The 12,348-nt window shown below is 59.6% G+C and carries 15 protein-coding genes; 9 read left to right on the top strand and 6 right to left on the bottom strand.

Going from position 1 to position 12,348, the window contains the following annotated elements:
- Window positions 1-51: 51 nt before the first annotated feature.
- From QWI20_RS11600 to QWI20_RS11575, 6 genes are all read right to left on the bottom strand, one after another.
- On the bottom strand, window positions 52-1,545 hold the full coding sequence (locus tag QWI20_RS11600) for an RNA polymerase factor sigma-54 (protein ID WP_369305593.1): 1,494 nt from the start codon (window positions 1,543-1,545) through the stop codon (window positions 52-54).
- A 189-nt stretch (window positions 1,546-1,734) separates the two neighbouring features.
- Entirely contained in the window at window positions 1,735-2,460 is a 726-nt protein-coding gene (gene lptB / locus QWI20_RS11595) for an LPS export ABC transporter ATP-binding protein (RefSeq protein ID WP_074884367.1), read from the bottom strand.
- Window positions 2,460-3,002 carry a lipopolysaccharide transport periplasmic protein LptA gene (gene lptA, locus QWI20_RS11590; RefSeq protein ID WP_037014791.1) on the bottom strand — a complete coding sequence of 181 codons (543 nt, stop codon included), beginning with the start codon at window positions 3,000-3,002 and terminating at the stop codon, window positions 2,460-2,462. The genes lptB and lptA overlap by 1 nt, the downstream gene beginning before the upstream one ends.
- Window positions 2,989-3,561, bottom strand: coding sequence for an LPS export ABC transporter periplasmic protein LptC (gene lptC / locus QWI20_RS11585; RefSeq protein WP_192171786.1), 573 nt, complete (start codon window positions 3,559-3,561; stop codon window positions 2,989-2,991). Before lptC ends, lptA begins: the two co-directional genes overlap by 14 nt.
- A 10-nt stretch (window positions 3,562-3,571) precedes the next feature.
- Entirely contained in the window at window positions 3,572-4,105 is a 534-nt protein-coding gene (gene kdsC / locus QWI20_RS11580; RefSeq protein ID WP_369305592.1) for a 3-deoxy-manno-octulosonate-8-phosphatase KdsC, read from the bottom strand.
- Window positions 4,106-5,080, bottom strand: coding sequence for a KpsF/GutQ family sugar-phosphate isomerase (locus tag QWI20_RS11575; RefSeq protein WP_282369013.1), 975 nt, complete (start codon window positions 5,078-5,080; stop codon window positions 4,106-4,108).
- Between the two features lie 308 nt (window positions 5,081-5,388).
- Here QWI20_RS11575 and QWI20_RS11570 point away from each other — a divergent pair, with 308 nt between their 5' ends.
- The 9 genes from QWI20_RS11570 to hisD all read left to right on the top strand — a co-directional run bounded on the left by QWI20_RS11570 (window position 5,389) and on the right by hisD (window position 12,346).
- The gene (locus QWI20_RS11570; protein ID WP_122535907.1) at window positions 5,389-6,198 is read left to right on the top strand and encodes an ATP-binding cassette domain-containing protein; all 810 of its coding nucleotides are present in this window, start codon (window positions 5,389-5,391) and stop codon (window positions 6,196-6,198) included.
- On the top strand, window positions 6,198-6,995 hold the full coding sequence (mlaE, locus tag QWI20_RS11565; RefSeq protein ID WP_192171784.1) for a lipid asymmetry maintenance ABC transporter permease subunit MlaE: 798 nt from the start codon (window positions 6,198-6,200) through the stop codon (window positions 6,993-6,995). Before QWI20_RS11570 ends, mlaE begins: the two co-directional genes overlap by 1 nt.
- Window positions 6,995-7,462 carry an outer membrane lipid asymmetry maintenance protein MlaD gene (gene mlaD, locus QWI20_RS11560; RefSeq protein WP_369305591.1) on the top strand — a complete coding sequence of 156 codons (468 nt, stop codon included), beginning with the start codon at window positions 6,995-6,997 and terminating at the stop codon, window positions 7,460-7,462. The genes mlaE and mlaD overlap by 1 nt, the downstream gene beginning before the upstream one ends.
- 11 nt (window positions 7,463-7,473) lie before the next feature.
- The gene (locus tag QWI20_RS11555; protein WP_282369007.1) at window positions 7,474-8,127 is read left to right on the top strand and encodes a phospholipid-binding protein MlaC; all 654 of its coding nucleotides are present in this window, start codon (window positions 7,474-7,476) and stop codon (window positions 8,125-8,127) included.
- On the top strand, window positions 8,124-8,429 hold the full coding sequence (locus QWI20_RS11550) for a lipid asymmetry maintenance protein MlaB (RefSeq protein WP_369305590.1): 306 nt from the start codon (window positions 8,124-8,126) through the stop codon (window positions 8,427-8,429). The genes QWI20_RS11555 and QWI20_RS11550 overlap by 4 nt, the downstream gene beginning before the upstream one ends.
- Before the next feature lie 114 nt (window positions 8,430-8,543).
- Window positions 8,544-8,783 (top strand): BolA family protein, encoded by a 240-nt coding sequence (locus QWI20_RS11545; RefSeq protein ID WP_065992095.1) that lies wholly within the window; start codon window positions 8,544-8,546, stop codon window positions 8,781-8,783.
- Between the two features lie 23 nt (window positions 8,784-8,806).
- Window positions 8,807-10,072 carry a UDP-N-acetylglucosamine 1-carboxyvinyltransferase gene (gene murA / locus QWI20_RS11540; RefSeq protein WP_122536135.1) on the top strand — a complete coding sequence of 422 codons (1,266 nt, stop codon included), beginning with the start codon at window positions 8,807-8,809 and terminating at the stop codon, window positions 10,070-10,072.
- A gap of 164 nt (window positions 10,073-10,236) precedes the next feature.
- Entirely contained in the window at window positions 10,237-10,872 is a 636-nt protein-coding gene (hisG, locus tag QWI20_RS11535) for an ATP phosphoribosyltransferase (protein WP_369305589.1), read from the top strand.
- Window positions 10,873-11,017: 145 nt separating this feature from the next.
- Window positions 11,018-12,346, top strand: coding sequence for a histidinol dehydrogenase (hisD, locus tag QWI20_RS11530; RefSeq protein ID WP_369305588.1), 1,329 nt, complete (start codon window positions 11,018-11,020; stop codon window positions 12,344-12,346).
- Window positions 12,347-12,348: the final 2 nt, after the last annotated feature.

The raw sequence follows: 12,348 nt of genomic DNA, 5'->3' as shown, positions 1-12,348 counted from the left end.
ATTAAGAGGCAGGCGTAATGCCTGCCACTGGAACGCTTTGACGCGTGACCTCTACATCAGTCGCTTGCGTTCGCTGGACGGCGAGATCCCAAGGGATTCGCGGTACTTGGCGACTGTGCGACGGGCCACTTGAATGCCTTGTGCTTCCAGTAAACCAGCGATCTTGCTGTCACTCAACGGCTTTTTCTGATTTTCCGCGGCGACCAGTTTTTTGATGATCGCGCGAATCGCCGTGGACGAGCATTCGCCGCCTTCGGAGGTGCTGACGTGGCTGGAAAAGAAATATTTGAGTTCGTAAATCCCGCGCGGGGTGTGCATGAATTTCTGCGTGGTCACCCGGGAGATCGTCGATTCGTGCATGCCGACCGCTTCGGCGATGTCATGCAGAACCAGTGGCTTCATGGCCTCGTCACCGTACTCGAGGAAGCCTCGCTGGTGTTCGACGATTTGCGTCGCCACCTTCATCAGCGTCTCGTTACGGCTTTGCAGGCTCTTGATGAACCAGCGAGCTTCCTGCAACTGATTGCGCATGAACGTGTTGTCGGCGCTGGTATCGGCGCGACGCACGAAACCGGCGTACTGCGGATTGACCCGCAGGCGCGGCACGGATTCCTGGTTCAGTTCCACCAGCCAGCGCTCGTTGTCCTTGCGCACGATGACGTCAGGCACGACGTATTCGGCTTCGCTGGACTCGATCTGCGAGCCGGGGCGCGGGTTGAGGCTCTGGACCAGTTCGATGACCTGACGCAGGTCGTCTTCCTTGAGCTTCATGCGGCGCATCAGTTGCGCGTAGTCGCGGCTGCCGAGCAGATCGATGTAGTCGCTGACCAGCTTCTGCGCTTCCGCCAGCCACTTGGTTTTGGCGGGCAGCTGGCGAAGCTGCAGGAGCAGGCATTCACTCAGGTTGCGCGCGCCGATGCCGGCAGGCTCGAACTGCTGAATGCGGTGCAGAACGGCTTCGATTTCGTCCAGCTCGATATCCAGCTCAGGGTCGAAGGCGTCGAGCATTTCTTCGAGTGTTTCGTCGAGGTAGCCCTGGTTATTGATGCAGTCGATCAGCGTCACGGCGATCAGGCGATCGGTGTCCGACATTGGCGCCAGGTTGAGTTGCCACAGCAGGTGGCTTTGCAGGCTCTCGCCAACGGAGGTGCGGGTGGTGAAATCCCACTCGTCATCGTCGTTGCTGGGCAGGCTGCTGGCGCTGGTCTGATAGACGTCTTCCCACGCGGTGTCGACGGGCAGCTCGTTGGGAATGCGCTCGTTCCATTCGCCGTCCTCCAGATTGTCGACGGTAGGTGCCGATTCCTGGTAGGTGGGTTCCTGAACATCAGCGTTGGGCTTTTGCTCTACGTTATCCGCCAAGGGGTCGGCGTTGTCGAAATCGTCGCCTTCCTCCTGCCGTTCCAGCATCGGGTTCGACTCCAGCGCCTCCTGAATCTCCTGTTGGAGATCCAGCGTCGACAACTGAAGCAAGCGGATTGCCTGTTGCAGCTGAGGTGTCATCGTCAGCTGCTGGCCCATTCTCAAGACTAGCGAAGGTTTCATGGCAGGGCTTAACACCTTATTCGCCGGCGCACTGCGCGCCATTTACTAGCAGGGCGCCGAGGGCGCCAACTTAAGCAAATTATATGCCTGAAGCTGGAGGGTTTGCCTAGAGTGTGATGACAATTAAAAAACGAGGTTGGCGATGGCGCACGTTGCGGGGTACCGCACAACCTCATTTCATCACTGCGGTTACAGGCGGAACTCGTGACCCAGGTACACTTCCTTGACCAACTGGTTGGCCAGGATGGATTCGGCGTCGCCTTCGGCAATCAGCTGTCCATCGTTGACGATGTAAGCGGTTTCGCAGATATCCAGCGTCTCACGCACGTTGTGGTCGGTGATCAGCACGCCGATCCCTTTGGCCTTGAGGTGGTGAATGATCTGCTTGATGTCGCCTACGGAAATCGGGTCGACACCGGCGAAGGGTTCGTCGAGCAGGATGAATTTCGGCGAAGTGGCGAGGGCGCGTGCGATTTCCACACGGCGACGTTCGCCGCCCGACAGGCTCATGCCCAGGTTGTCACGAATGTGGGTGATGTGAAATTCCTGCAGCAGGCTTTCCAGCTCCTTGCGGCGGGCAGCGCGATCGAGTTCCTTACGGGTCTCCAGGATCGCCATGATATTGTCCGAGACGGAGAGCTTGCGGAAGATCGACGCTTCTTGTGGCAGGTAGCCAATACCGGCGCGTGCACGGCCGTGCATCGGTTGGTGGCTGACGTCCTGGTCGTCGATCAGGACGCGACCCTGATCCGCTTGAACCAGGCCGACGATCATGTAGAAACAGGTGGTCTTGCCGGCGCCGTTGGGGCCGAGCAGGCCGACGATCTGGCCGCTCTCGATGGACAGGCTGACGTCACGTACGACCTGGCGGCTTTTATAGGCCTTGGCCAGGTGCTGGGCTTTCAGCGTTGCCATTACTGGGCCTTCTGCTGGTCGGTTTTCTTTTTCGGCTGGATGACCATGTCGATACGAGGGCGTGGTGCAGTGACCTTGGTGCCATTGGCACGACCGGCGTTAACGACCTGCTTGACGGTGTCATAGACGATTTTCTCGCCTTCGGACGTGTTGCCGTCATTGACCACCTTGGCCTTGTCGATCAGCACGATGCGGTTCTGGGCCGCGAAGTACTGGATAGTAACGCCCCAGGCCTGAACGATCGGCTTGTCCACCGATGGCTTCTGCTCGTAGTAGGCCAGGTTGCCCACGGACGTGAACACGTCCACGTCGCCTTGCGGTGTACGGGTGATGGTCACGGTATTGCCGGTGATCTTCATCGTGCCCTGGGTGATGATGACATTGCCTTTGTAGGTGGCGATGCCTTGCTTGTCGTCAAGCTGCGCGTCATCCGACTGGATGTGGATGGGTTGATCGCGATCCGTCGGCAGAGACCAGGCGCTCGCGCTTCCCAGTGCTGCGCCCAGGCCGAGCAAAAAAGGAAGGGTTTTAACGAGCCTCATACTGTCCTCTTACGTTGGATAGCAGGTTCATCCTGCTTTCTTTCAGATACGCTTTCATACCCGTGCCGGTCGTTACACCGCCAAGGCCGTCGATTCTAACGGGTTGGGCAGTTTCCGCATATTGCTTCTGCGGGAATACAGTCATGCGGCTGCTGGTGATGATGGTGGTGCGGTCTTTTTCGTCGGTGCGGTTGATGCGCACCGAGTCGATCAGCTCGACGTGATCGCCCCCCGGCGATACTTCTGCGCGAACGCTCTGTACGTGCCACGGGAAGGTAGATCCTCGATACATCTGCAGCACCGGCGTGGTCATCAGGGTGACGTCGGTGGCTTTCAAGTGCTCGACCTTGTCGGCGGTCATGTCGTACTGCATGGTCCCGTCGGGCAGGTACTGGATGCTGTGGGCGTTGGTCGCGTAGTAATCGACGGCGCTCTCATCCACGGCAGCCTTGGGTTGATCGAGGAAGCTTTCCGGACTGATGTTCCAGTAGCCGACCGCCGCCAGCAGCAATGCCAGCACACCGAACAGCAGAAACGTACGAAACTTTTTGCTCAGCATAAATGCACTTCTATAGGTAGGCGGCGTGAGCCGCTTCGAGGTTGCCCTGAGCCTTCAGGATCAACTCGCAGAATTCGCGGGCAGCGCCTTCGCCGCCACGTGCCTGGGTAGTGCCGTCGGCATGCTCGCGGACAAAGCTTGCGGCATTGGCAACGGCCATGCCCAGGCCCACCCGGCGAATGACCGGCAGATCAGGCAAATCGTCGCCCAGGTACGCGACCTGCTCGTAGCTTAGATTCAGTTGCTGCAAAAGCTCGTCGAGGACCACGAGTTTGTCTTCGCGGCCCTGATAAAGGTGAGCGATGCCGAGGTTCTTCGCGCGCCGCTCAACCACGGGGGTCTTGCGTCCGCTGATGATGGCAGTCGTCACACCCGAGTTGATGAGCATCTTGATGCCCTGGCCGTCGAGGGTGTTGAAGGTCTTGAATTCACTGCCGTCTTCGAGGAAGTACAGGCGTCCGTCGGTGAGTACGCCATCGACGTCGAAGATCGCCAGTTTGATGTTCTTGCCGCGTTGCATCAGGTCATTCATATCGGCGCTCATTTACATGACTCCTGCGCGGAGCAGGTCTTGAAGATTGAACGCGCCAACCGGGCGATCGTTCTCGTCGACCACGATGAGTGCGCCGATCTTGTTGTCTTCCATGATTTTCAGGGCTTCGGCCGCGAGCATTTCCGGGCGCACGGTCTTGCCGTGGACGGTCATGACTTCATCGATGGTCGCCTGGCGTATGTCGATCGGGCGATCCAGCGTGCGACGCAGGTCGCCGTCCGTGAAGATACCGGCTAGGCGGCCGTCGCTCTCGAGAATGGCGGTCATGCCAAGCCCCTTGCGGGTCATTTCCATCAGCGAATCGCGAAGCGGCGTGCCGCGCGCAACCTGCGGCAGGTTGGCGCCAGTGTGCATGACATGCTCGACCTTCAGCAGCAGCCGACGACCCAGTGCACCGCCCGGATGGGAAAACGCGAAGTCTTCAGCGGTGAAGCCTCTGGCGTCCAGCAGCGCAACGGCCAGGGCGTCGCCCATGACCAGCGCCGCGGTGGTGGAGGAGGTGGGCGCCAGATTCAACGGGCAGGCTTCTTTTTCGACCCGCGCATTGAGGTTGACGTCAGCGGCCTTGGCCAGTGTTGATTCCGGGTTGCCAGTGAGGCTGATCATCTTGATGCCCAGCCGCTTGATCAGCGGCAGCAACGTGACGATTTCGGCCGTCGTGCCCGAATTGGACAGGGCCAGAATAATGTCGGCGCTGGTGATCATGCCCATGTCGCCGTGGCTGGCCTCGGCGGGGTGCACGAAAAAAGACGGGGTGCCGGTACTGGCCAACGTAGCGGCGATCTTCTTGCCGATATGCCCCGACTTGCCCATGCCGACCACGACCACGCGGCCCTGACTGCCCAGAATCATGTCGCACGCGTTGACGAAATCGGCATCTATATGCGCAAGCAAACCTTCCACGGCTTCTATTTCAAGGCGGATGGTGCTCTGTGCCGATTCAATCAGGTTGCGCGCATTGGACATATCGGAAGGGGTCGCATGGTGAAAGGCCGGGGATTATAGCGGCAATGTTCAAAAGCCTCACGCTTCATCGTTGCTGTTTGTTTAATGAACGGAGACGTCCTTCAGCAGCAGCGTGATAAAGGCTGGCGGAGGGTACGAAAATTCCACACCGTCCTTAATACCCTTCTTTGTTTACGACTCGACACGTTGGAGCTTGGGCGGCGTGCGACAGCGGTGGTATAGTCCGCCGCTTGTTCGGCCCCTCCAAAAGTGTGTCGTTCGTCAAGAACGCGGCATCTGAGAGACAGGTTGCATCGCAAGGAGTTTAGATGAGTGCCGATAACGCCTACGCGGTCGAGCTGAAGGGCGTTTCCTTCAAGCGCGGTGCGCGCAGCATCTTCAATAATGTGGACATCCGCATCCCCCGGGGCAAAGTCACCGGCATCATGGGGCCGTCGGGCAGTGGCAAAACCACTCTGCTGCGATTGATGGGAGCACAACTGCGTCCGAGCGCAGGTGAAGTCTGGGTCAATGGCCAGAATTTGCCGAAACTCTCGCGCAGCGATCTTTTCGATGCGCGCAAGCAGATGGGCGTGCTCTTTCAGAGCGGCGCGCTCTTTACCGACCTCGACGTTTTCGAAAACGTGGCGTTCCCGCTGCGGGTTCACACCAAGCTGCCTGAAGATATGATCCGCGACATCGTCCTGCTGAAACTGCAGGCGGTCGGACTTCGTGGCGCAGTCGATCTGATGCCCGACGAACTCTCAGGTGGCATGAAGCGCCGTGTTGCACTGGCGCGCGCCATCGCGCTGGATCCCCAGATCCTCATGTACGACGAACCCTTCGTGGGGCAGGACCCTATCGCCATGGGCGTGCTGGTTCGGCTGATCCGGCTGCTCAATGATGCGCTGGGTATCACCAGTATCGTGGTGTCCCACGACCTCGCCGAGACCGCCAGCATCGCCGACTATTTATATGTCGTCGGTGACGGTCAGGTGCTGGGGCAGGGCACGCCGCAGGAACTGATGGAGTCGGATAACCCTCGTATACGTCAGTTCATGACGGGCGATCCCGACGGGCCGGTACCTTTCCATTATCCGGCGCCGGATTATCGCGACGATCTTTTGGGGAAGCGCTGATGCGCAGAAAGTCTTTAATGGATCGCGTACGCCTGATGGGGCGTTCGACGATCGATATGGTTGCAGTGCTGGGTCGTTCAGGGATTTTTCTGGTTCATGCGTTGCTTGGGCGCGGCGGCATTGGCGGCGGTTTTCAACTGCTGGTTCGTCAGTTGCATTCGGTGGGCGTCATGTCCCTGGCAATCATCGTCGTGTCCGGGGTGTTCATCGGCATGGTGCTGGCGCTGCAAGGTTTCAGCATTCTCGCCAAGTACGGCTCCGAGCAGGCTGTTGGGCAGATGGTTGCCCTGACGTTGCTGCGTGAACTCGGGCCGGTCGTCACCGCTCTATTGTTCGCCGGTCGTGCAGGCTCTGCACTGACTGCCGAAATCGGCAACATGAAATCCACCGAGCAGCTTTCCAGCCTCGAAATGATTGGTGTTGACCCGCTCAAGTACATCGTTGCACCGCGTCTGTGGGCAGGCTTCATCTCGCTGCCGGTACTGGCGCTGATTTTCAGCGTGGTCGGCATCTGGGGTGGTTCGTGGGTGGCGGTCGACTGGCTGGGCGTCTACGAAGGCTCCTTCTGGGCCAACATGCAGAACAGCGTTTCGTTTTCCGATGATGTACTCAACGGTGTCATCAAGAGCGTCGTGTTCGCTTTTGTCGTCACCTGGATTGCCGTGTTCCAGGGCTACGACTGCGAGCCCACGTCCGAAGGGATCAGTCGCGCCACGACCAAGACCGTGGTCTACGCCTCATTGGCCGTACTGGGCCTGGACTTTATTATGACCGCCTTGATGTTTGGAGACTTCTGATGCAAAACCGCACCCTCGAAACCGGTGTAGGCCTGTTTCTGCTGGCCGGGATCCTGGCTTTGCTCCTGCTCGCCCTGCGCGTCAGCGGTCTGAGCGCCAGCCCCGCCACCGACACTTATAAACTTTACGCAAATTTCGATAATATCGCCGGTTTGACTGTCAGAGCGAAGGTGACCATGGCCGGTGTGAACATCGGCAAGGTCACTGCAATCGATCTGGATCACGATACCTTCACGGGGCGTGTGACGATGGAAGTGAACAAGCGGGTCAACAACCTGCCTTCGGATTCCACCGCTTCCATCCTGACCGCAGGCCTGCTGGGTGAAAAATACATCGGCATCAGTGTCGGTGGCGATGACCAGCTGTTGAAAGACGGCAGCGTCATCCATGACACCCAGTCCTCGTTGGTACTTGAAGACCTGATCGGTAAATTCCTGCTCAATTCAGTGGGCAAAGACGCCAAATGAGGAGTTTTTTCATGATCTCGATTCTGCGCCGTGGCCTTTTAGTGCTACTGGCCGCCCTGCCTTTGTTTGCTAACGCAGCAGCGTCCGATTCCGCTCACGATCTGGTTGATCGCACTACCAAGCAATTGCTGGCTGACCTGTCCGCCAACAAGGAAACCTACAAGTCCAATCCGCAAGCCTTCTACGATGCACTTAACGGCATCGTTGGCCCGGTCATCGACGCTGACGGCATCTCCAAAAGCATTATGACCGTGAAGTATTCGCGCAACGCCACCCCGGCGCAGATGCAACGCTTCCAGGAAAACTTCAAACGCAGCCTGATCCAGTTCTATGGCAACGCGCTGCTCGAGTACAACAACCAGGGCATCACCGTTTCCCCGGCCAAGCAGGAAGCGGCTGATCGCACGTCCGTCGACATGTCGGTCAAGGGCAACAATGGCGCGGTCTACCCTGTTTCCTACACCCTCGTCAAAATCGGCGGTGAGTGGAAAGTGCGTAACGTCATCATCAACGGCATCAACATCGGCAAGCTGTTCCGCGATCAGTTCGCTGACGCCATGCAGCGCAACGGTAACAACCTGGACAAAACCATCGACGGTTGGGCTGGCGAAGTCGCCAAGGCCAAGCAGACCTCGGAAAGCTCCAGCGACAAGGTCGTCAAATGAGTCAAGCGTCCGTAACTGCCGCTGGCGGCGGAGAGCTGATGCTCTCCGGCGTGATCGACTATCGGACCGGCCCGGCCTTGCGTGAGCAGGGCGCGGCGCTGATCAAGTCAAACACCGATGCAGCCCTGACGCTGGATTGCTCCGGCGTCGAAAAGTCCAGCAGTGTCGGCCTGGCTTTGCTCCTTGCGTTCATGCGTGATGCGCAGGCCGCAGGCAAGTCAGTCACCGTCCGCGCGTTGCCTGAAGACATGCAGGAAATCGCCCAAGTCTCCGGCCTGACCGAGCTGTTGCAGCATCATTAATTGCTTTCGTCGATCAAGCCCCTCGTCCGGCCCCTGCAAAGTAGGGTTCGCAACGAGAGGGCTTTTTTGTATGATGGCCGACCCGCGCGCGTAGGGCGCCGATTGAGGTTAAGCATGCAGGCCGTAGAAGTTAAAAGCTTCCTGGAAGCTAAGTTGCCAGATATTCAGGTCGAAGTTGAAGGCGAAGGCTGTAATTTCCAGCTGAACGTGATCAGCGACGAACTGGCCGCACTGAGCCCGGTCAAGCGCCAGCAGCAGATTTACACGCATTTGAACCCATGGATCGCCGATGGCAGCATCCACGCGGTCACCATGAAATTTTTCAGCCGCGCTGCATGGGCCGAGCGCACCTGAGCCAACACGGCGTCGAGATTCCAATGGACAAACTGATTATTACTGGCGGCATTCGTCTTGATGGCGAAATCCGCATCTCCGGGGCGAAAAACTCTGCCCTGCCGATTCTCGCAGCCACGCTGCTGGCTGATGGTCCTGTGACCGTCGCCAACCTGCCGCACCTGCACGACATCACCACCATGATCGAGCTGTTTGGTCGCATGGGCATCGAGCCGATCATCGACGAGAAGCTCAGCGTCGAAATCGACCCACGCACCATCAAGACCCTGGTCGCTCCGTACGAGCTGGTGAAAACCATGCGTGCGTCGATCCTCGTGCTGGGTCCGATGGTTGCCCGCTTCGGTGAAGCCGAAGTGGCACTGCCTGGCGGTTGCGCCATTGGTTCGCGTCCGGTCGATCTGCACATCCGTGGTCTTGAAGCCATGGGCGCGGTGATCGACGTCGAAGGCGGTTACATCAAGGCCAAGGCGCCGGAAGGCGGCCTGCGTGGCGCCAACTTCTTCTTCGATACCGTCAGCGTGACGGGTACCGAGAACATCATGATGGCCGCTGCCCTGGCAAACGGCCGCAGCGTCCTGCAAAACGCCGCGCGTGAGCCTGAAGTCGTCGACCTGGCGAACTTCATCAACGCCATGGGCGGCAAAGTCTCTGGCGCCGGCACCGACACCATCACCATTGATGGCGTCAAACGCCTGGGTTCGGCGACCTATCGCGTCATGCCCGACCGTATCGAAACCGGCACCTACCTGGTGGCGGCGGCGGCAACCGGCGGCCGTGTGAAACTCAAGGACACCGATCCGACGATTCTCGAAGCGGTACTCGAGAAGCTGCGTGAATCCGGCGCCGAGATCACCACCGGCAAGGACTGGATCGAGCTGAACATGCACGGCAAGCGTCCGAAAGCGGTCAACGTGCGCACTGCACCGTATCCGGCTTTCCCGACCGACATGCAGGCGCAGTTCATCTCGCTTAACGCCATCGCCGAAGGCACGGGTGCGGTCATCGAGACCATCTTCGAAAACCGCTTTATGCACGTGTACGAAATGCACCGCATGGGCGCGCAGATCCAGGTCGAAGGCAACACCGCCATCGTCACCGGCTGCACCAAGCTCAAGGGCGCGCCAGTGATGGCGACCGACCTGCGTGCTTCGGCGAGCCTGGTCATTTCGGCGCTGGTTGCCGAAGGCGACACGCTGATCGACCGCATTTACCACATCGACCGTGGTTATGAGTGCATCGAAGAAAAACTGCAGATGCTGGGCGCGAAGATCCGTCGCGTTCCGGGCTAGTCAGCAGCTGCGCGGTCGCCCGTGTCGATGTTATCGACGCGGGCGACGTGTCTGGCCATCGCGCCAGGATTTTCTGATTCGTTCCACTCTGGCTTCTTGAGCCGGAGGTAGTCGGGCGCCAGTTGCGACCCGGCACGCGCTGCTGATAAGGACTGACGTTTCCCATGTTGACCATCGCATTGTCCAAGGGCCGCATCCTCGACGACACCTTGCCGCTGCTCGCTGCGGCGGGCATTGTGCCGACTGAGAATCCGGACAAGAGCCGCAAGCTGATCATCCCCACGACCCAGGCCGACGTACGCCTGCTGATCGTGCGTGCCACTGACGTGCCGACCTACGTCGAGCACGGTGCTGCAGATCTCGGCGTCGCGGGCAAGGACGTGCTGATGGAATATGGCGGCCAAGGTCTGTATGAGCCGCTCGACCTGCAAATCGCCCAGTGCAAGCTGATGACTGCAGGTGCAGTCGGCGCCGTCGAACCCAAGGGTCGGCTGCGTGTGGCGACCAAGTTCGTCAATGTTGCCAAGCGCTACTACGCCGAACAGGGCCGTCAGGTCGACATCATCAAGCTGTACGGCTCCATGGAACTCGCGCCGCTGGTGGGTCTGGCCGACAAGATCATCGACGTCGTCGACACCGGCAACACGCTGCGTGCCAACGGCCTCGAACCCCAGGAAATGATTGCCCACATCAGCTCGCGTCTGGTGGTGAACAAGGCATCCATGAAAATGCAACACGCCCGCATTCAGTCGCTGATCGACACCCTGCGCACAGCCGTGGAGTCGCGACACCGCGGTTGACTGCATCGCGTGACCCTCATCAGGATCACGCCCAGCTATCCGTGTCATAGCCAAATTTCTCAGGTGCCCGCGCGGATGGCTTGCTAGCTTAGGCATCTGCCTATACGCGGCATCTGAGAAATCGCCATCCATTGAGGCCCACGCTATGACCACTTCCAATGCTATTCGCCGACTCAGCGCTGCCGATCCGGATTTCGCCCGTCATCTGGATCATCTGCTGAGCTGGGAAAGTGTGTCTGACGACTCGGTCAATGAGCGTGTGCTCGACATCATCAAGAACGTGCGCGAGCGCGGCGATGCGGCGCTGGTGGAATACACCTGTCGCTTCGACGGCCTGAACGTGTCGTCGATGGCCGACCTGATTCTGCCGCGCGAGCGTCTTGAGCTGGCACTGACCCGCATCACGCCGGCCCAGCGTCAGGCCCTCGAAAAAGCGGCTGACCGTGTGCGCAGTTACCACGAGCGGCAGAAGCAGGATTCCTGGAGCTACACCGAGGCCGACGGCACCGTGCTGGGCCAGAAGGTCACGCCGCTGGATCGCGCCGGGTTGTACGTGCCGGGCGGTAAAGCGTCTTACCCGTCTTCGGTGTTGATGAACGCCATTCCGGCCAAAGTCGCTGGCGTAGGCGAGGTGGTTATGGTGGTGCCAACCCCGCGCGGTGAGCTCAACGAGCTGGTACTGGCGGCGGCCTGCATTGCGGGCGTCGATCGCGTGTTCACCATCGGTGGCGCCCAGGCGGTTGCAGCGCTGGCGTATGGCACCGAAAGCGTCCCGCAGGTGGATAAAGTCGTCGGCCCGGGCAACATTTATGTGGCCACCGCCAAGCGTCACGTGTTCGGCCAAGTGGGCATCGACATGATCGCCGGCCCGTCGGAGATTCTGGTGGTGTGCGACGGCCAGACCGACCCCGACTGGATCGCCATGGACCTGTTCTCCCAGGCCGAGCACGATGAAGACGCCCAGGCGATTCTGGTCAGTCCGGATGCAGACTTCCTTGATCGCGTCGCCGCCAGCATCGCCAAACTGATGCCGACGATGGAGCGCGCGGAAATCATCCAGACCTCGATCAATGGCCGCGGCGCCTTGATCAAAGTGGCCGACATGAATCAGGCCATGGAAGTCGCCAACCGGATTGCGCCGGAGCACCTGGAGTTGTCGGTGGCTGATCCTGAGGCCTGGCTGCCGCAGATTCGCCACGCCGGCGCGATCTTCATGGGCCGCCACACGTCCGAAGCGCTGGGCGACTACTGCGCCGGTCCCAACCACGTGCTGCCTACTTCAGGCACCGCCCGGTTCTCGTCGCCGTTGGGCGTGTACGATTTCCAGAAACGCTCATCGATCATTTTCTGCTCGGAGCAGGGTGCGTCCGACCTGGGCAAAACGGCCTCGGTACTGGCACGCGGCGAGTCATTGACTGCCCACGCCCGCAGCGCCGAATACCGCATCGTCGACACTGAACAAGAGGGCAAATGAGC

This window comes from Pseudomonas sp. W2-17 (genome assembly GCF_041060445.1).
In the GTDB taxonomy this organism is placed as follows: domain Bacteria; phylum Pseudomonadota; class Gammaproteobacteria; order Pseudomonadales; family Pseudomonadaceae; genus Aquipseudomonas.
This window is presented reverse-complemented; position numbering and strand designations above follow the sequence as displayed.

Excerpts from the sequence above, each read along its gene's own strand:
- lptA (WP_037014791.1), bottom strand. The coding sequence starts at position 3,002 with ATGAGGCTCGTTAAAACCCTTCCTTTTTTGCTCGGCCTGGGCGCAGCA.
- hisG (WP_369305589.1), top strand. The coding sequence starts at position 10,237 with ATGTTGACCATCGCATTGTCCAAGGGCCGCATCCTCGACGACACCTTG.
- QWI20_RS11545 (WP_065992095.1), top strand. The coding sequence starts at position 8,544 with ATGCAGGCCGTAGAAGTTAAAAGCTTCCTGGAAGCTAAGTTGCCAGAT.
- QWI20_RS11555 (WP_282369007.1), top strand. The coding sequence starts at position 7,474 with ATGATCTCGATTCTGCGCCGTGGCCTTTTAGTGCTACTGGCCGCCCTG.
- QWI20_RS11550 (WP_369305590.1), top strand. The coding sequence starts at position 8,124 with ATGAGTCAAGCGTCCGTAACTGCCGCTGGCGGCGGAGAGCTGATGCTC.
- QWI20_RS11570 (WP_122535907.1), top strand. The coding sequence starts at position 5,389 with ATGAGTGCCGATAACGCCTACGCGGTCGAGCTGAAGGGCGTTTCCTTC.
- mlaD (WP_369305591.1), top strand. The coding sequence starts at position 6,995 with ATGCAAAACCGCACCCTCGAAACCGGTGTAGGCCTGTTTCTGCTGGCC.
- lptB (WP_074884367.1), bottom strand. The coding sequence starts at position 2,460 with ATGGCAACGCTGAAAGCCCAGCACCTGGCCAAGGCCTATAAAAGCCGC.
- lptC (WP_192171786.1), bottom strand. The coding sequence starts at position 3,561 with ATGCTGAGCAAAAAGTTTCGTACGTTTCTGCTGTTCGGTGTGCTGGCA.
- QWI20_RS11600 (WP_369305593.1), bottom strand. The coding sequence starts at position 1,545 with ATGAAACCTTCGCTAGTCTTGAGAATGGGCCAGCAGCTGACGATGACA.
- mlaE (WP_192171784.1), top strand. The coding sequence starts at position 6,198 with ATGCGCAGAAAGTCTTTAATGGATCGCGTACGCCTGATGGGGCGTTCG.
- murA (WP_122536135.1), top strand. The coding sequence starts at position 8,807 with ATGGACAAACTGATTATTACTGGCGGCATTCGTCTTGATGGCGAAATC.
- hisD (WP_369305588.1), top strand. The coding sequence starts at position 11,018 with ATGACCACTTCCAATGCTATTCGCCGACTCAGCGCTGCCGATCCGGAT.
- kdsC (WP_369305592.1), bottom strand. The coding sequence starts at position 4,105 with ATGAGCGCCGATATGAATGACCTGATGCAACGCGGCAAGAACATCAAA.
- QWI20_RS11575 (WP_282369013.1), bottom strand. The coding sequence starts at position 5,080 with ATGTCCAATGCGCGCAACCTGATTGAATCGGCACAGAGCACCATCCGC.